The organism is Streptomyces sp. NBC_01017 (genome assembly GCF_045162795.1).
GTDB classification, from domain to species: Bacteria; Actinomycetota; Actinomycetes; order Streptomycetales; family Streptomycetaceae; genus Streptomyces; species Streptomyces machairae.
In genome coordinates this window covers 6,779,812-6,797,300 of the sequence record NZ_CP108683.1, presented here as the reverse complement: position 1 = coordinate 6,797,300, position 17,489 = coordinate 6,779,812, and the positions used below count along the sequence as shown (strand labels likewise).

Genomic DNA, 17,489 nt, shown 5'->3' with positions numbered 1-17,489 from the left:
CGATCTTGACTGTCTACGGCGGGGGACTCGTGCAGGACCAAGGGGAAACGTGCAGGAGCGACACAACCGAGGAGCCGCGACCACCGAGGGGGGCTTAGCAGTATGAGCCACGACTCCACTGCCGCGCCGGAAGCCGCGGCCCGGAAGCTTTCCGGGCGACGCCGCAAGGAGATCGTCGCGGTGCTGCTGTTCAGCGGCGGCCCCATCTTCGAGAGTTCCATACCACTGTCGGTGTTCGGCATAGACCGCCAGGACGCCGGCGTGCCGCGCTACCGCTTGCTCGTGTGCGGCGGCGAGGAAGGCCCTCTGCGGACCACAGGGGGCCTGGAACTCACCGCACCACATGGCCTGGAGGCGATCTCAAGGGCGGGCACGGTCGTAGTACCGGCCTGGCGCTCGATCACTTCGCCACCGCCCGAGGATGCGCTCGACGCTCTGCGCCGGGCGCACGAGGAAGGCGCCCGCATAGTCGGACTGTGCACCGGCGCCTTCGTCCTCGCCGCGGCGGGCCTGCTGGACGGCCGTCCCGCGACGACACACTGGATGTACGCACCGACGCTGGCCAAGCGCTATCCGTCGGTGCATGTTGATCCGCGAGAACTCTTCGTGGACGACGGCGACGTACTGACATCGGCCGGCACCGCGGCCGGAATCGATCTCTGTCTCCACATCGTGCGGACGGACCACGGCAACGAGGCGGCCGGGGCTCTGGCCCGCCGCCTGGTGGTCCCGCCGCGCCGGACCGGCGGTCAGGAGCGCTACCTCGATCGATCTTTACCAGAGGAGATCGGCGCCGACCCGCTGGCCGAGGTCGTCGCCTGGGCGCTGGAGCACCTGCACGAGCAGTTCGACGTCGAGACGCTGGCGGCACGCGCGTACATGAGCCGCCGCACCTTCGACCGCCGCTTCCGCTCTCTCACCGGGAGCGCGCCGCTGCAGTGGCTGATCACCCAGCGGGTGCTGCAGGCGCAGCGGCTGCTGGAGACGTCGGACTACTCGGTGGACGAGGTGGCGGGCCGCTGCGGCTTCCGCTCCCCGGTGGCACTGCGCGGCCACTTCCGCCGGCAGCTCGGCTCGTCGCCGGCCGCGTACCGGGCGGCGTACCGTGCGCGCCGTCCGCAGGGCGACCGGCCGACGGAAGCGGAGCCCACGGCCGGTCCGGGGGCGGTGCCCTCGGGTCCCCCGCCCAGCCCGTACGCGGAGGGCGGCCCGGTCCCGCCCCAGACCCGCCGCACCCCGGCACCCGTAGGCCCGCCCGCGCCCTCGGAGAACGGGCGGGAGCTGTACATCGGAGGCCGGGCGACCCTGCCGGGGCAGCGCAGCGGAGCGTGACCTCATGAACGCCGGGCGGGCGTCTCAGCCCGCCCGGCGTTCGTGCACACCCACTGCGACGCGGGGCACCCAAAGACGGACGTCAGCCTTAGGGTGGTCGCATGAACGATCGCATGGTGTGGATCGACTGCGAGATGACCGGCCTCTCGCTGTCCGACGACGCGCTCATCGAGGTTGCCGCCCTCGTCACCGACTCCGAGCTGAACGTCCTCGGCGAGGGCGTGGACATCGTCATCCGTCCGCCGGACGCGGCGCTGGAGACGATGCCGGAGGTGGTGCGTCAGATGCACACCGCGTCCGGACTGCTCGACGAACTCGCCGCCGGCACGACGCTGGCGGAGGCCGAGGAGCAGGTCCTGACGTATGTACGCGAGCACGTGAAGGAACCCGGCAAGGCCCCGCTGTGCGGCAACTCCGTCGGCACCGACCGCGGCTTCCTGCTGCGTGACATGCCGACGCTGGAGGACTACCTCCACTACCGCATCGTCGACGTCTCGTCGGTCAAGGAGCTGGCCCGCCGCTGGTACCCGCGCGCCTACTTCAACAGCCCCGAGAAGAACGGCAACCACCGCGCCCTCGCCGACATCCGCGAGTCGATCGCCGAACTCCGCTACTACCGCGAGGCCGTCTTCGTACCGCAGCCCGGCCCGGACTCGGACACCGCGAAGTCGATCGCCGCGAAGCACGTTCTGCCTGCTCAGTAGCGGTCCGGGAGGGGTGCGAGGGGGTGGCTCGAGGCCACCGCGAAAAGCTGTGCGCGAGCACCCCTTCGGACCCTGTACACTTTTTCTCGGCCGGTCGGGGATTCCACGGAAGACATCGCCGGTCATGGTGGGTGTAGCTCAGCTGGTAGAGCACCTGGTTGTGGTCCAGGATGCCGCGGGTTCGAGTCCCGTCACTCACCCTGAGCAGTCAGCCGGTGACCTCGACACAGAGGTCACCGGCTGATCGCGTTCTGCGGCACCGACAGGACCCGGCACGCTGAGGCGAGTTGAGAGGACCCCCCGTGCTGACCGAACCCATCCGCACGCCACGCATGGATCTCCTCCCCCTCCGGGCCGACCACGCGGCGGAAATGACCCCGGCCCTGTCCGACCCGGCCCTGCACACCTTCATCGGCGGCTCGCCGCTGTCCGCCGAAGCCCTGCGGACCCGGTACGAACGCCTGGTCGCCGGCTCCCCGGACCCGTCCGTCACGTGGTGCAACTGGGTCCTGCGCCTGCGCACGGACTCCCGCCTCATCGGCACGGTCCAGGCCACGATCAGCGATACGACCGCGGAGATCGCCTGGGTGGTGGGCACCCGGTGGCAGGGGCGCGGATACGCCCGCGAGGCGGCGCAAGGGCTGGTGGCATGGCTACGGCAGCGGGCCGCCGTGCGTTTTGCGCATGCCGCCCTGCCTCCGGTCCGCACCGTCGTGGCCCACATCCACCCCGACCACCTCGCCTCCGCCGCCGTGGCCAGGGCCGCGGGGCTGCTCCCGACGGACGAGGAGCAGGACGGCGAGACCAGGTGGCGACGGGTGCTACGCCCCTGACGTCACCACGCCGGCGACTTCACCGCGTACCCGACGCCCGCTACGACGACGCCCGCTCCACCAGCTCCGTGGCCAGCACCACCTGTCTCCTCTCCAACCCCCGTGACACCGCCGGCCGGCGGTCCGCGATCTCGGTGAGGAGCAGGTCGATCATGCGGCGGCCCATCTCCTCGATGGGCTGGCGGACGCTGGTGAGGGGCGGGTCCATGTGGCGGGCGATGGCGGAGTCGTCGTAGCCGACGAGGGCCACGTCGTCGGGGATACGGCGGCCCACCTCGCGCAGGGCCTGACGGGCGCCCGCCGCCGTCACGTCCGACGCCGCGAAGACCGCGTCCAGGTCGGGGCAGCGCGCGAGAAGGGCCTCCATCGCGCGCCGGCCGCCCTCCTCCGTGAAGTCCCCCGGCTCGATCAGCTGCTCGTCCACGCCGGACCCCACGTCCCGCAGGGCGTCGCGGTAGCCGTCGACACGGCGCTGGGCGCCGTAGACGTCGACCCGGCCGGTGATGTGGGCGATCCGGGTGCGGCCGTGGGCCACCAGGTGCTCGACGGCCGAGCGGGCACCGCCGTAGTTGTCCGAGTCCACCGACGTCAGGGTCTCGGCGGCCGAGCGCGGGCCGCTGATCACCGCCGGGATCTCCAGCTGGGCCAGCAGGTCCGGCAGCGGGTCGTCCGCGTGGACCGAGACCAGCAGGACGCCGTCGACGCGGTGTGCCGCCAGGTACTGGGCCAGGCGGCGGCGCTCCTTGTCGCTGCCCGCGAAGATCAGCAGCAACTGCATCTCGGTGTCGGAGAGTTCGGCGCCGACGCCCTTCAGCATGTCCGAGAAGTACGGTTCCGCGAAGAAGCGTGTCTCCGGCTCGGGCACGACCAGGGCGATCGCGTCCGTGCGGTTCGCGGCCAGGGCACGGGCCGCCGTGTTGGGGACGTAGCCGAGTTCCGCCACCGCCGCTTCCACCACCGCGCGGGTCGCGTCACTGACCCGGGGCGAGCCGTTGATCACCCGGGAGACGGTGCCGCGGCCCACCCCTGCGCGGGCCGCCACCTCTTCGAGGGTGGGCCGCCCGCCGCTCCGGCCCCGCGCTCCGTGGGTTGCCATGGGCTCCGCCTTCCCGCGTTGTCTTTGCGCCGGCCTGGAATTTAACAGTCCTGCCAGGAAGAGTGACCGTTGCTGGAGGCCGCCGCCCCCAGCCCCCCGCTTCGGCCCCGAAAGGGCCCCGTCCTCCATCGCCGGACGGGCTCAACTTGGTCCAGTTAACGGCCCGATAACTGAACGCAGAACTCCGCGTCCGCTCCCTTGACACCCCCGCCCGGACCGACGACCCTTCAACACATCACTTGTGGGAGCGCTCCCACAGTACCTGACACATACACATCCCGCACGTTCCCCGCCCGAGCCGCAGCGATGCAAGATGACGAACTAACGGGCCCAACAATGCCGTTGGCCGGGGGGTCGGCACGTCAGGCAACAGGAGGACGCAATGCGCACGAGTACCCGCGGGTCCCGCCGGCTGATGACCCTCGCGGTCGCGGCCGCGCTGACGACAGGGCTGCTCGCCGGCTGCGCCGAGGACTCGGACGACGGCTCTTCGGGCGAAGGCGGAGGCAACGGCGGGGGCGGCAAGACCACGCTCACCATCGGCACCTTCGGTGTCTTCGGCTACAAGCAGGCCGGCCTCTACGACGAGTACATGAAGCTCAACCCCGACATCACCATCAAGGAGAACGTCACCACCCGTACCGACGTCTACTGGCCCAAGACCCTGACGCGCCTCCAGGCCGGTTCCGGCACCGACGACATTCAGGCGATCGAGGTCGGCAACATCACCGAGGCCGTGCAGACGCAGGCCGACAAGTTCGTCGACCTCGGCAAGGAGGCCGACAAGTCCCAGTGGCTGGACTGGAAGAACGCCCAGGCCACCACCAAGGACGGCAAGCTGATCGGGCTCGGGACGGACATCGGGCCCATGGCGATCTGCTACCGCAAGGACCTGTTCGAGAAGGCCGGTCTGGAGACCGACCGCGCCAAGCTCGCCGAGCAGTGGAAGGGCGACTGGGGCAAGTACGTCGACCTCGGCAAGGAGTACATGAAGAAGGCGCCCAGCGGCACCAAGTTCGTGGACTCCGCCTCCTCCGTCTACAACGCGGCCCTGGGCGGCGAGGTCGAGCGGTACTACGACAAGGACGGCAACGTCGTCTGGGACAAGTCCGCGGGTGTGAAGAAGGCCTGGAACGTCGCCATGGAGGTCGCGACCAGCGACATGTCGGCGAAGCTGAAGCAGTTCGACAAGCCGTGGGACCAGGGTTACGCCAACGGCACGTTCGCCACCGTGGCCTGCCCGGCCTGGATGATCGGCTACATCCAGGAGAAGTCCGGTGACTCGGGCAAGGGCAAGTGGGACGTGGCGGCGGCGCCGACCGCGGCCAACTGGGGCGGTTCGTTCGTCGGCGTGCCGACGGCGAGCAAGAACCAGAAGGAGGCCATCAAGCTGGCGAAGTGGCTGACCGCGCCCGAGCAGCAGGCGAAGGTCTTCGCCAAGCAGGCCAGCTTCCCGTCGACCCCGTCGGCGTACTCCGGTCTGAAGCCGGCGACCGCGACGCAGGCGTACTTCTCGAACGCCCCGATCACCGAGATCTTCTCCGCCTCCGCCGAGACCATCCCGACCCAGTACCTGGGCACGAAGGACCAGCCGATCGGCACCGCGATCACCGACATCGGCATCCTCCAGGTCGAGCAGAAGGGCAAGTCCGCCGACCAGGGCTGGGACGCCGCCACCCAGGAGATCAAGGACGTGCTCGGCCAGTGACCAGCTCCAAAGAGGCCCTCGCGCACCCTGCGTCGAGCGCCGACGCCGCGCCCGGTGACCAGCCGGGCGCGGCCGGCCGCGCGCACGGTCGCGGTACGCCGCCGCCGGGGAGCAGTTCCTGGCGGAGCCGGCTGTACCGCTGGGACATGAAGGCGTCGCCGTACGCGTTCATCGCCCCCTTCTTCATCGTCTTCGGGGCGTTCTCGCTGATCCCGCTCCTCTACACGGCCTGGTATTCGCTGCACAACGTGCAGCTGGCGAACCTGGACGGCCAGACCTGGACCGGCCTGGACAACTACCAGAACCTGCTGTCCTCGGACTTCTTCTGGAACGCGCTGTGGAACACCTTCACCATCGGCGTGATCTCCACGGTGCCCCAGCTGCTGATGGCGATCGGGCTGGCGCACCTGCTCAACTACAGGCTGCGCGGCTCGACCATGTGGCGGGTCGTGATGCTCACCCCGTACGCCACGTCGGTGGCGGCGGCGACGCTGGTGTTCGTACTGCTGTACTCCTGGGACGGCGGCATGATCAACTGGCTGCTGGAGTTCGTCGGCATCGATCCGGTCAACTGGCGTGAGTCCGACTGGGGTTCGCAGTTCGCGGTCTCGTCGATCGTGATCTGGCGCTGGACCGGCTACAACGCGCTGATCTACCTCGCCGCCATGCAGGCGATCCCGGCCGACCTGTACGAGTCGGCCGCCATCGACGGCGCCAACCGCTGGCAGCAGTTCATCCATGTGACGATCCCGCAGCTGCGGCCGACGATCCTGTTCACGGTCGTCGTCTCGACGATCGGCGCGACCCAGCTCTTCGGCGAGCCCCTGCTGTTCGGCGGGGTGAGCGGCTCGAAGGGCGGCTCCGAGCACCAGTACCAGACGCTCGGCCTGTACATGTACGACCAGGGCTGGATCATCGGCAACCTCGGCAAGGCGTCCGCGATCGCCTGGTCGATGTTCCTGATCCTGCTGATCGTCGCCGTGATCCAACTGCTGGTGTCCCGACGGCTGAGGAAGTCCCAATGACAACAAGTGAACTGACGACTCCTCAGGTCTCGACCCAGAAGGTACGGCAGCCCCGGCGCCCTCGCGTGATGGGCGCGGGCAAGCAGCTGCACGCCGGCCCGCTCACCTATGTCGTCCTGGCCGTTTTCGCACTCGTCTCGCTGGCCCCGCTGGTGTGGACGGCGATCGCGGCCTCGCGCACGGACCGACGGCTCGCGGAGACTCCGCCGCCGCTGTGGTTCGGCGGGAACCTGTTCAAGAACATGGACCGGGCGTGGGAGGAGGCCGGGCTCGGAAAGGCGATGTTCAACACCATGTTCGTCGCGGGCACGATCACCATCAGCACGGTGCTGTTCGCGACGCTGGCCGGGTTCGCCTTCGCCAAGCTCCGCTTCCGGTTCTCCGGGGTCCTGCTGCTGCTGACGATCGGCACGATGATGATCCCGCCGCAGCTGGCGGTCGTACCGCTGTATCTGTGGATGGCGGACCTCGGCTGGTCGAATCAGCTGCAGACGGTCATCCTGCCGACGCTGTGCACGGCCTTCGGTACGTTCTTCATGCGGCAGTACCTGGTGCAGGCGCTGCCGAGCGAGCTGATCGAGGCGGCACGGGTGGACGGCGCGAGCAGCCTGCGGGTCGTCTGGCATGTGGTGTTCCCGGCCGCCCGGCCCGCGATGGCCGTCCTCGGCCTGCTGACCTTCGTGTTCGCCTGGAACGACTTCCTGTGGCCGATCATCGCCCTGAACCAGGAGAACCCGACCGTGCAGGTCGCCCTCAACTCGCTCGGCACCGGTTACGTTCCCGACCAGGCGGTGATCATGGCGGGCGCCCTGCTCGGCACGCTGCCGCTGCTGATCGCCTTCCTGCTGTTCGGGAAGCAGATCGTGGGCGGCATCATGCAGGGCGCGATCAAGGGCTGACCTGCGGTCATATCGCCCTTCCAGTACGTCTCTCGGGGCCGGGTCATTGCCGCCTCGGCCCCTCATCCCCTCGGCCCTCTCCCCCTACTCCCCTCCTACCCGTCGGTCTCCACGACCCCCTATGGGAGCGCTTCCATGCCTGAGCCCATGACCTCCGTGTCGTTTCCGCCCGCCTTCCTCTGGGGCGCCGCGACGTCCGCGTACCAGATCGAGGGGGCGGTGCGCGAGGACGGCCGTACCCCGTCGATCTGGGACACCTTCAGCCACACGCCGGGGCGCACCACCGGCGGTGAGCACGGTGACATCGCTGTCGACCACTACCACCGCTACCGCGACGACGTGGCGCTGATGGCCGAGCTCGGCCTCAGCGCGTACCGCTTCTCGATCTCCTGGTCGCGCGTGCAGCCCACGGGCCGGGGCCCGGCGGTCCAGCGGGGCCTGGACTTCTACCGCCGGCTGGTGGACGAGCTGCTCGCGCACGGCATCAAGCCGGCCGTCACCCTCTACCACTGGGACCTGCCGCAGGAGCTGGAGGACGCGGGCGGCTGGCCGGAGCGCGACACGGCGTACCGGTTCGCCGAGTACGCGCAGATCGTCGGCGAGGCGCTCGGCGACCGCGTGGAACAGTGGATCACGCTGAACGAGCCGTGGTGCAGCGCGTTCCTGGGCTACGGGTCGGGCGTGCACGCGCCGGGCCGTACGGAACCTGCGGCCTCGCTGCGGGCGGCCCACCACCTCAACCTCGCGCACGGCCTGAGCGCCTCGGCCCTGCGCTCGGTGATGCCGGCCCGCAACTCGGTGGCGCTCAGCCTCAACTCCTCGGTGGTCCGGCCGCTTTCGCAGGACCCGGCGGACCTGGTGGCGGCCCGGAAGATCGAGGACCTGGCCAACGGGGTCTTCCACGGCCCGATCCTGCACGGCGTCTACCCCGAGACGCTCTACGCGGCGACGGAGCTCGTGACGGACTGGTCGTACGTCCTCGACGGCGACCTCGCGGCGATCAACCAGCCGCTGGACGCCCTGGGCCTGAACTACTACACGCCGGCGCTGGTGTCGGCGGCCGAGACGGACGTCAGCGGGCCGCGGGCGGACGGCCACGGGGCGAGCGCGCACTCGCCGTGGCCGGGCGCGGACGACGTGCTGTTCCACCAGACCCCCGGTGACCGCACGGAGATGGGCTGGACCATCGACCCGACCGGCCTGCACGAGCTGATCATGCGCTACTCCCGGGAGGCTCCGGGCCTGCCGCTCTACATCACCGAGAACGGCGCGGCCTACGACGACAAGCCCGACCCCGACGGCCGCGTCCACGACCCCGAGCGCATCGCCTACCTGCACGGCCACCTCTCCGCGGTTCGCCGCGCGATCGCCGACGGCGCCGACGTCCGGGGCTACTACCTGTGGTCCCTGATGGACAACTTCGAGTGGGCGTACGGGTACAGCAAGCGGTTCGGGGCGGTGTACGTCGACTACTCGACGCTCGCCCGGACGCCTAAGTCCAGTGCGTACTGGTACGGGGAGGCGGCTCGGACGGGGACGTTGCCGGCGGTGGACCCGGAGATCTAGACGGATCGGCCCCGGCCGGATGGGGGGAAGACCGGCCGGGGCGCGCCCCCGTGGGCTCGATGGATCCGGTTGGTGGGTCAGTTGTAGGCCGCGAACGCCTTCGAGAACGCGAACTTCTCCTGGAGGATCGAGCTGCACGTCGCGTCCGCCGCCGGCTTCTCGCCGCCCGCGCACTGCTTGTCGCGGGTCGCCGACCACATGGACAGCCAGCCGAGGCCCTTGGACTTGGCGAAGTTCACCAGCTGGGTGGCGTCGTCGACCTTGAAGATCTCGGTGACGACGTCGTTGACGCCGATCATCGGGGTGACGGCGACCGTCTTCCAGGCGGCGCTGTCGGAGAGCCCGAGCACGCTCTTGACCTGGGCCTGGGTGGCGGTGGCCGCCTGCTCGGCGTAGGTGCCCATGTCGTCGCTGTACGCGGGGCCGTAGTCCATCGCCATGATGTTCACGGTGTCGATCTGCACACCGTTCTTCTTGGCGTCGGCGAGGAGGTCGACGCCGGGCTGCGTCAGGCCCTCGGGCATGACGGGGAGGGTGAAGGAGACGTCCAGGTCGGGGTGGTCCGCCTGGAGCTCGGCTATCGCCTGGGCGCGGCGGGTGTTGGCCGCCTTGTCCGGCAGCGCGCCGCCCTCGACGTCGAAGTCGACCTTGGTCAGCTTGTACGCGCTCACGACCTTCTCGTACGCCGCCGCCAGCGCGTCCGCCGAGGAGCAGGTCGTCGCCAGCTCGCTGCCTGCGGCGCCGCCGAAGGAGACGCGGACGTCGCCGCCCTTGGCACGCAGGTCACCGATCTGCGCGGCCACCGCGTCGGTGCCGAGGTCGGTGACGCCGCCCCACTTCGGGGTGCAGCCGCCGCCGTCGGTGACGAAGGCGAGGTTGTAGTCCTTCACGCCGGTCGCCTCGGCGCTCGCGACCATGTCGAAGGCCGGGTAGAGGGATGTGTCGATGTACGGGGCGAAGCCGGCGGTGGCGGCCGTCCCGGAGCCGGGGGTCTGCGAGGGCTTGGCGGTGGGGGTCGCGGACTGCGTGGGGGTCGCGGACTGGGTGGGGGTGGCCGTCGGCTTCGGCGGGGCGGATTCGGTGGCCGTCGGGCGGCCGCTCGGCTCGGGTGTCGCGCTGTCGTCCGCGGAGCACTTCGCGTCGTCGATCAGACAGCCCGCCGGGGCGCCCGTGCCGTTGACGACGAAGCCGACCGTCACCGACTCGCCGGCGGCCAGCCCGTCCTTGTCCCACTTCGGCGGCGTCGCGGTGACGTGCTGCCCGCTCACGCTCGACTCGGCGTTCCACAGCGAGCTCAGCTTCGAGCCCGACGGCAGGTCGAACTCCAGCTTCCAGTCCTGCTGCGCCTGACCGCTGTTGTTCGTGACGACGTACTGCGCGGTGTACCCCGTCGACCAGTCGCTGGTCTTCGTGTACGCCGCTCCGATCCCGGCGGCCTGCGCGGTGCCGGTGAACACGAGCGCGGCGCCGCCGACCACGGCCGCTGCGACGAGACCGCCGATCGCCTTGTTCCTGCCGCTGACCTTGCGCCGGTGGGTGCTCATCGCGTGTCTGCCTTTGCTGTTCGGGGTGGGGGGTGCGGCAGCACGCTAGCGATCTCGAATCGGACAAAGCGCCCGATCCGGGCTGGGGTTGGGGACCTTAGGGTGCGCTTAAGGAAGGGATCGGGGCCGGTTAAAGGTCGAGACCAATCTGCCCGGCCGGCGACGGCGCATCGAACCCCGGTGGCCCCTGCGCACCGGCGCCCGCGCGTCCAGCTGGATCCAGATCCGCACCTCGGTTCCGCCGAGCACCGACGAACCGATCCGTACGTCCCCGCCCGTCGACTCCGCGAGCTGCCGCACGATGTCCAGCCCGAGGCCGGTCGACCCGGCGCTGCCCGAGCCCCGCCCGCGCGCCATCGCCGCCTCGGGGTCGGTGATGCCGGGCCCCGCGTCGGAGACGAGCACGATCACCGCGTCCTCGCCGTTGTGCACGTCGACCGCGAACGCGGTGCCCTCGGCCGTATGCCGGAAGACGTTGCCGAGCAGGGCGTCCAGCGCGGCCGCCAGATCCGCCCGGGCCACGGGTATCCGCACCGGCCGGTCCACGCCTGCCACCCGCACTTTGCGGTCCTCGTCCTCCGCCAGCGCCGACCAGAACGTCATGCGCTCACGCACCACCTCGGCCGCGTCGCACCCGGCGCCCGGGCCCGCCGCCACCGTCTGCGGCTTGGCCTCCCGGGCCGTACGGATGATCGTGTCGACCTCGCGCTCCAGTTGGGCGACGGCGGCCCGGGTCTGCTCGGCGGCCGGACCGTCCCCGAGCGAGGCAGCGTTCAGCCGCAGCACCGTCAGCGGCGTCCGCAGGCGATGGGACAGGTCGGCCGCCAGCTCACGCTCGTTCGCGAGGAGTTGTACGACCTGGTCGGCCATCGCGTTGAACGCGACGGCCGCCAGCCGCAGTTCGTTCGGCCCCTCCTCCGGCACCCGGGCGCCCAGCTTGCCCTCCCCCAGCTCGTGCGCGCCCTCGACCAGTCGCTGCGCCGGCCGCACCATCCGTACGCCGAGCCGGTCCGCGACTGCGACCGACCCGACGATCAGGGCGAGGCCGACCCCGGCGAGCACCGCCCAGGCCGTGGTGAGCCCGTTGGTGACCTCCGCCTCGGGGACGTACACCTCGACGACGGCGATCTCGCCGGAGCTCAGCGCGACCGGCTGGAGCAGCGTGGACCCGCCCTCGACCTCGGTGGTCGAGGCGCGGCCCAGCCGTCGTACGGTCGCGATGTCGTCGGCGACGGCGCGCTGCCGGCCGAGGTCGACGGCGGCCGCGTCACCGGAGGCCGGTATGTGCACGGCCATGCCCGCGTCCGACCCGGCCGAGGCGACGACCCGCTCCAGCTGGTCCCGGTCGGTGGTGATGGACAGCGCCGGGGCGACGGCGGCGGCCTCGCGCTCCGCGTTGGAGAAGGCGCGGTCGCGGGCCATCTCCCTGATGACCAGGCCGAGCGGGACGGCGAAGGCGACCACGACCATGACGGTGACCGCCAGGCAGACCTTGACCAGTGCCCATCTCATCGCGGCGGCTCCAGCTTCACGCCGACGCCGCGCAGGGTGTGCAGATAGCGCGGGCTGGCGGCGGTCTCACCCAGTTTGCGGCGCAACCAGGACAGATGGACGTCGATGGTCTGGTCGTCGCCGTACGACTGCTGCCACACCTCGGCGAGCAGTTCCTTGCGCGGGACGACGACCCCGGGCCGTCCGGCCAGGAAGGCGAGCAGGTCGAACTCACGGCGGGTGAGGTCGAGGCTCGCGCCGTCCAACTCGGCCTGGCGGCGCAGTGGGTCGACGGTCAGGCCGCCCACGCGCAGCACGCTGGAGGGGGCCGCCTCGCCGCCGCTCGACCGGGCCCGGCGCAGAACCGCGGACATCCGGGCCGACAGGTGCTCCACCGAGAAGGGCTTGGTCAGATAGTCGTCCGCCCCTGCGTTCAGCAGCCGGACGATCTCCGCCTCGTCGTCCCGTGCGGTGGCGATGATCACAGGTACGTCCGTGATGCCGCGCAGCATCTTCAGGGCCTCGGAGCCGTCCAGATCGGGCAGACCGAGGTCCAGGATGACGACGTCGAAGCGGAAATGGGCGACCTCGCGCAGCGCCTCCAGTGCCGTGCCGACGCTGCGCACCGTGTGGGTGGCGTCGGTCAGGTGCCGGATCAGCGCCGAGCGTACGAACTGGTCGTCCTCGACCACGAGCACACTTGCCATGCGCCGCACCGTACGCCATGCGGCCGAGCCCGGTCCGGGCCTGTGGACAACTCGCCCCCTGTGGACAACTCGGCATCCATGGCCGCCCGTGCGGCAACGGCGCGACACGTCCGGGACGTGTGAGGCAGTATGGCCCGCGATGCGCAGAGGACTCGTACACGTACTGGCTTGGTCGCTCGCCACGGGCGCGGCGGTCACGCTGTCGTGGTGGGGTGTCCACACGGTGATGGCCGGCACGGTGTACGACCGGCCGCGCGCCCTGCCCATCACGGCGGCCGACGGGACGACACAGGAGTCGAAGCCGCTGGCGTCGTCCACGAACCGGCCGACTCCCTCGACGGCTCCCACCAGTCCCTCGCCGAAGCCGACCGGGACGCCCCGCACTCCGGCCCCGTCGAAGACGCCGCCGAAGAGCACCAGTTCCTCCCCCACCACGTCCGGCCGGGTCAAGAGCTATGACACCGACGGCGGCCACGCGGTCTTCGACATCGGCGAGACCTCCGCGACGCTCGTCTCGGCCACCCCTGGTGCGGGCTGGTCGATGCAGGTGTGGAAGACGGAGACGTGGATCCGGGTGGAGTTCGGCTCCGGCGCGGACCGGGTGTCGGTGTTCTGCACGTGGCACGACGGGCCGCCGCGGGTGGAGATCGGGACCTACTGACCGCCCCTGCGCTTGCGCCGGCTCATCTGAAGACGGAGGCCGGCGGCGCCGGTGAGGCGACTGCCGCCGCGTCGGTGACGGCTACGGCACCGCCGGTGAAGTCGGTGAGGGACCTGCCGTGTTCGACCCGGCCCGGGTGCGGGTCGGATGCGGCGAGGCGGGTCAGTTCGGCGACCGGGAGGGGCCGGTCGGCGGCGACGAGAACCGCGTTGCCGAAGCGTTTGCCGCGCAGCACGGTCGGGTCGGCGACCAGCGCGCACTCGGCGAACCGGGCGGCGGCGGTGGCGATCTGGCCGCGCAGATGCGCGAGCGGCGGCCCGTCGGCGAGGTTGGCGGTGAAGACGCCGCCGGGTCTCAAGACCCTGCGTACGTCGTCGAGGAACTCCGTCGAGGTCAGGTGGGCGGGGGTCCGGGCCCCGCTGAACACGTCGGCGATGACGAGGTCGGCCCACCCGTCGGGCACCTTGGCGAGCCCGTCCCGGGCGTCCACCGACCGCACCCGGATCCGGGCGTTCGGATCCAACGGCAGCTCCCGCCTCACCAGTTGGACGAGGGCGCCGTCCCGCTCGACGACCTGCTGGGTGGACCGGGGGCGGGTGGCGGCGACGTAGCGGGCGAGGGTGAATGCGCCGCCGCCGAGGTGCACGGCCTGCACGGGTTTGCCCGGTGGGGCCACGAGGTCGATGACGTGGCCGAGGCGGCGCTGGTATTCGAAGGAGAGGTGGGCGGGGTCGTCGAGATCGACGTGCGACTGGGGAGCGCCGTCGATGAGGAGCGTCCAGGCCCTGGCACGGTCCGGGTCGGGTATCAGCTCGGCGAGCCCTCCGTCGACGCGTTCGACGACGGCATCGACTGCGGCCGACCGGCGCCGGGCTTTCCTGGGCTTGCTCATTGGGTCATTGTCGCAAGTGGGAGGCGGTGCCGCCCGGGCAGCGGCGTCAGCTGCAGTTGTCGGCCGCCTCGATCAACCGCGCGGCCTCCCCCAGCGCCGCCCGCAGCACCGCGGGATCCGTCGCCAGGTCGGCGTCGCCGGGCGGCAGGAGCCAGTCCGAGCCCTCGACGGGCGGCTCGGGGTTCAGGTTCAGGCTCATCCCCCTGCCGTCGGTCTCCGTGCAGGTGCTGCCGGGCACGTCCCAGGCGGCCGCGGTGCCCGGCGGGACCACGAAGCCCAGGGTGTCGCAGTCGTCGTCGTGCAGGACGGGGCCCACGGCCTCCCCGGTCGCGCCCCGCCGCAGGATGTCGACCGCCTCCAGGCCCTGCCGCGCCGGAACCGTGACCACGTCGCAGCCCGTCTCCGACGGCTCGCTGCACTGTGCGGTCGGTGCGTGCCCCACCGTCGTCGACGGCGTATGCGGAGCGATGCTCTGGCTGGTCTTCATCCCGACCTCCACCACGGAACCCCTTTTGCAGTCCGAAGAGTTCAACGCGGCGCGGCGTCAACGGCTACGGCGGAAGTCCGCCGCAAAGGATGGCAGTTCATGGCAGATCCTGTATGAGATATCCGTTTTGTAGCCAAACACTGCGTGGCGGCTCCGCTACAGCAGGTACGTTCTTGCCCGCCGGAAGCAAGGGCACCACACGGATATTCGGTACGGATACCCGGCACGGACATTCCGTTCAACTCGCCCGGATTCCGGCATGGTTCGACGGTTCGCACGAGAGGACCCGGCCATGGCGTCGTCAGAGCTGACCACGTCCCAGTCCCCCAGGCCGCCACGGCCGAATCTCGCGTTCCGGCAGTTGCGCGGACAGCGCTCGCCGGCCGAGTTCGCCGCGGCGGTACGACGGGCCGCGCGCGAGATCGGCGAGCGGGTCAGCTGCGACGCGCGTTACGTCGGGCGGGTCGAGGCAGGCGAGATCCGCTGCCCCAACTACGCGTACGAACGGGTGTTCCTGCACATGTTCCCCGGCCGCACGCTCACCGACCTCGGCTTCGCGCCCCGCTCGTCCGTACGCGGACGCCGGGCGCGCACCGACGAGGACGCGCCCCTCGTGCACCTCACGAGCCCGGTGTGCGTCACGAGTGAGACGTGGGGGACCCACGAGCCGTATGACCAGAAGGACTCGCTGAACCCGCAGGACCCGTACGCCGCGTACGGAGCAGAGCAGAACCACGAGAACGACGAGATCCACGAGGAGAGCGACGTGCTGCGTCGCGCATTCATGACCGGCGGGGGCGCCACAGTGGCCGCCGCCTCGCTGGGCCCCCTGGGGCTCACCTTCGACGCCGCGGCCGCGGAGCGTCCCGTCAGACGTGCCGGGGGCCGCGAGGCGGACGCGCTGGAGGAGGCCGTACGCCGTATCCGGCTGCTCGACGACCGGCACGGGGCCGACGGCCTCTACCGGCGCGCGGCAGCTCCGCTGCGTGCGGCGTACGAGCTGCTCGACGCCGGTACGACCCGGCAGGCGACCGGCGACCGGCTCCACTCGGGCGCCGGTGAACTGGCCATCTCGGTGGGGTGGCTGGCGCACGACTCGGGGCGGTTCGACGACGCGCGGTCGCACTACGCGGAGGCGTTGGCCACGGCCCGGATGGCGGGCGACCCGGCGCTGGAGGCGCACGCCTTCTGCAACACGTCCTTCCTCGCGCGGGACGCGGGCCGGCCGCGGGAGGCCGTGCGGGCGGCGCAGGCCGCGCAACGCGTCGCGCGGCCCCTGGGCTCCTCGCGCCTGATGTCGCTGCTGGCGCTGCGCGAGGCCGGCGGCTGGGCGGGGCTCGCCGACCGCGTCGGCTGCGAACAGGCCCTCGCCCGCGCGCACGCCCTCTACGACCGGGGGCACGCGGACGCCGACCCCGAGTGGATGAGCTTCTACGGCGAGGCCGAGCTGGAGATCCTGGAGGCGCAGTGCTGGTCGATGCTGGGCAACTGGCAGCGGGCCGCGCGGCACGCGGGGCGGGCGGCGCAGCTCCAGGACCCGCACTTCACGCGCAACATCGCCCTCTACACGGCGGAACTGGCGGACGACCTGGCCCGTGGGGGCCGACCCGATGAGGCCGCGACGGCCGGGATGCGTGTGCTGGACCTCTTGGACCAGGTGCAGTCGTCGCGGGTCCAGACGATGCTGGCCGGGACGGCTCGGGTGCTGCTGCCGCACCGGAGGGCGCGTGGGGTGTCGGCGTTCCTGGAACGCCACGCGAGCGTGCCGCGCACGGCGTGACCGCCCGCGGGCCACACCGCCGGGCGCACTATCCGGCCAGGTGCCCCAGGTCGTTCCAGCTCTCGATCGCCGGCTCTCCGTAGGCCCATCCGAGCACCGACAGTGACGTCGGGTTGAGCCGTATCCGTGCCGCGAAGTCGAGCGGCAGCCCCAGCCAGCGCGCGCCTATGGACCGCAGGATGTGCCCGTGCGCGAAGACCAGCACGTCCCGGTCCTCCTCGCGCGCCCAAGCCACCACCTCGTCGGCCCGGGCCGTCACCTCGGACAGGGTCTCGCCCTCGGGCACGCCGTCGCGCCAGATGAGCCAGCCGGGGCGGACGGCCTGGATGTCCGCCGGTGTCATGCCCTCGTAGGCGCCGTAGTCCCACTCCAGGAGTGTGTCCCAGGTACGCGCGCGGTCCCCGAAGCCGGCGAGTTCGCACGTCTCACGCGCGCGTGACAGCGGGCTGGTGCGGATCTCGACCCCCGCCAGCCCGTCGTACGGCGGCCGGTGCAGGCGTTCGCCGAGCAGTTTCGCGCCCTGGCGGCCCTCGTCCAGGAGCGGCACATCGGTCCTGCCCGTGTGCTTGCCGGACAGCGACCACGCCGTCTGTCCGTGCCGGGCGAGCAGGATGCGCGGTGCCATGAAGGGACCTTTCCGGGAGATACGAGCAGCGGAATGTGTCCATCATCGCGCACGCCGTACCCGGGCAACCCGGTGGGCGATCTCTGCGTCTTGAGGGCCGGGGCGCCCGAAGGGGGCTCGCGCATACACCGTAAAGTGG

General features: G+C 71.1%; 16 protein-coding genes and 1 tRNA gene. 10 read left to right on the top strand and 7 right to left on the bottom strand.

Annotation, left to right across the window (positions count from 1 at the left end):
- Positions 1-102: 102 nt before the first annotated feature.
- From OG331_RS31185 to OG331_RS31170, 4 genes are all read left to right on the top strand, one after another.
- The gene (locus OG331_RS31185; protein WP_406202315.1) at positions 103-1,332 is read left to right on the top strand and encodes a helix-turn-helix domain-containing protein; all 1,230 of its coding nucleotides are present in this window, start codon (positions 103-105) and stop codon (positions 1,330-1,332) included.
- 101 nt (positions 1,333-1,433) lie between these two features.
- Positions 1,434-2,036, top strand: coding sequence for an oligoribonuclease (gene orn / locus OG331_RS31180; RefSeq protein ID WP_406202313.1), 603 nt, complete (start codon positions 1,434-1,436; stop codon positions 2,034-2,036).
- Between the two features lie 127 nt (positions 2,037-2,163).
- Positions 2,164-2,236 (top strand) — tRNA-His (locus OG331_RS31175).
- Between the two features lie 132 nt (positions 2,237-2,368).
- Positions 2,369-2,869, top strand: coding sequence for a GNAT family N-acetyltransferase (locus OG331_RS31170; protein ID WP_406210397.1), 501 nt, complete (start codon positions 2,369-2,371; stop codon positions 2,867-2,869).
- Positions 2,870-2,909: 40 nt separating this feature from the next.
- On the opposite strand, the gene OG331_RS31165 is transcribed toward OG331_RS31170, so the two are convergent.
- Positions 2,910-3,965, bottom strand: a complete 1,056-nt coding sequence (locus OG331_RS31165; RefSeq protein ID WP_406202311.1) for a LacI family DNA-binding transcriptional regulator — start codon at positions 3,963-3,965, stop codon at positions 2,910-2,912.
- Positions 3,966-4,347: 382 nt separating this feature from the next.
- On the opposite strand from OG331_RS31165, the gene OG331_RS31160 reads away from it, so the two are divergent.
- The 4 genes from OG331_RS31160 to OG331_RS31145 all read left to right on the top strand — a co-directional run bounded on the left by OG331_RS31160 (position 4,348) and on the right by OG331_RS31145 (position 9,163).
- On the top strand, positions 4,348-5,673 hold the full coding sequence (locus OG331_RS31160) for an ABC transporter substrate-binding protein (RefSeq protein WP_406202309.1): 1,326 nt from the start codon (positions 4,348-4,350) through the stop codon (positions 5,671-5,673).
- A complete protein-coding gene (locus OG331_RS31155) occupies positions 5,670-6,698 on the top strand; it encodes a carbohydrate ABC transporter permease (RefSeq protein WP_406202307.1) in 1,029 nt (342 codons plus the stop codon). Before OG331_RS31160 ends, OG331_RS31155 begins: the two co-directional genes overlap by 4 nt.
- Complete coding sequence (locus tag OG331_RS31150; protein ID WP_406202305.1) at positions 6,695-7,597, top strand: carbohydrate ABC transporter permease; 903 nt, start codon at positions 6,695-6,697, stop codon at positions 7,595-7,597. Before OG331_RS31155 ends, OG331_RS31150 begins: the two co-directional genes overlap by 4 nt.
- Before the next feature lie 147 nt (positions 7,598-7,744).
- Positions 7,745-9,163, top strand: a complete 1,419-nt coding sequence (locus tag OG331_RS31145) for a GH1 family beta-glucosidase (protein WP_406210394.1) — start codon at positions 7,745-7,747, stop codon at positions 9,161-9,163.
- Between the two features lie 77 nt (positions 9,164-9,240).
- Here the strand turns inward: OG331_RS31145 and OG331_RS31140 are convergent, their stop codons facing one another.
- The 3 genes from OG331_RS31140 to OG331_RS31130 form a co-directional block, all read right to left on the bottom strand.
- Entirely contained in the window at positions 9,241-10,707 is a 1,467-nt protein-coding gene (locus tag OG331_RS31140) for a cellulose binding domain-containing protein (protein ID WP_406202303.1), read from the bottom strand.
- Positions 10,708-10,815: 108 nt separating this feature from the next.
- Positions 10,816-12,219, bottom strand: a complete 1,404-nt coding sequence (locus OG331_RS31135; protein ID WP_406202301.1) for an ATP-binding protein — start codon at positions 12,217-12,219, stop codon at positions 10,816-10,818.
- Positions 12,216-12,905, bottom strand: coding sequence for a response regulator transcription factor (locus OG331_RS31130; RefSeq protein ID WP_362382853.1), 690 nt, complete (start codon positions 12,903-12,905; stop codon positions 12,216-12,218). The genes OG331_RS31135 and OG331_RS31130 overlap by 4 nt, the downstream gene beginning before the upstream one ends.
- 139 nt (positions 12,906-13,044) lie before the next feature.
- Here OG331_RS31130 and OG331_RS31125 point away from each other — a divergent pair, with 139 nt between their 5' ends.
- Positions 13,045-13,566: a hypothetical protein gene (locus tag OG331_RS31125; protein ID WP_406202299.1), complete on the top strand. Its 522-nt coding sequence runs from the start codon at positions 13,045-13,047 to the stop codon at positions 13,564-13,566.
- A gap of 22 nt (positions 13,567-13,588) precedes the next feature.
- Here OG331_RS31125 and OG331_RS31120 read toward each other — a convergent pair whose 3' ends face one another.
- Both OG331_RS31120 and OG331_RS31115 read right to left on the bottom strand, forming a co-directional pair.
- Positions 13,589-14,458, bottom strand: a complete 870-nt coding sequence (locus OG331_RS31120; protein WP_406202297.1) for a fused MFS/spermidine synthase — start codon at positions 14,456-14,458, stop codon at positions 13,589-13,591.
- A 46-nt stretch (positions 14,459-14,504) separates the two neighbouring features.
- A complete protein-coding gene (locus OG331_RS31115; protein ID WP_406202295.1) occupies positions 14,505-14,945 on the bottom strand; it encodes a hypothetical protein in 441 nt (146 codons plus the stop codon).
- Between the two features lie 292 nt (positions 14,946-15,237).
- Here OG331_RS31115 and OG331_RS31110 point away from each other — a divergent pair, with 292 nt between their 5' ends.
- Complete coding sequence (locus OG331_RS31110) at positions 15,238-16,725, top strand: hypothetical protein (protein WP_406202293.1); 1,488 nt, start codon at positions 15,238-15,240, stop codon at positions 16,723-16,725.
- A 28-nt stretch (positions 16,726-16,753) separates the two neighbouring features.
- Here OG331_RS31110 and OG331_RS31105 read toward each other — a convergent pair whose 3' ends face one another.
- Entirely contained in the window at positions 16,754-17,350 is a 597-nt protein-coding gene (locus OG331_RS31105; RefSeq protein WP_383239111.1) for a histidine phosphatase family protein, read from the bottom strand.
- Positions 17,351-17,489: the final 139 nt, after the last annotated feature.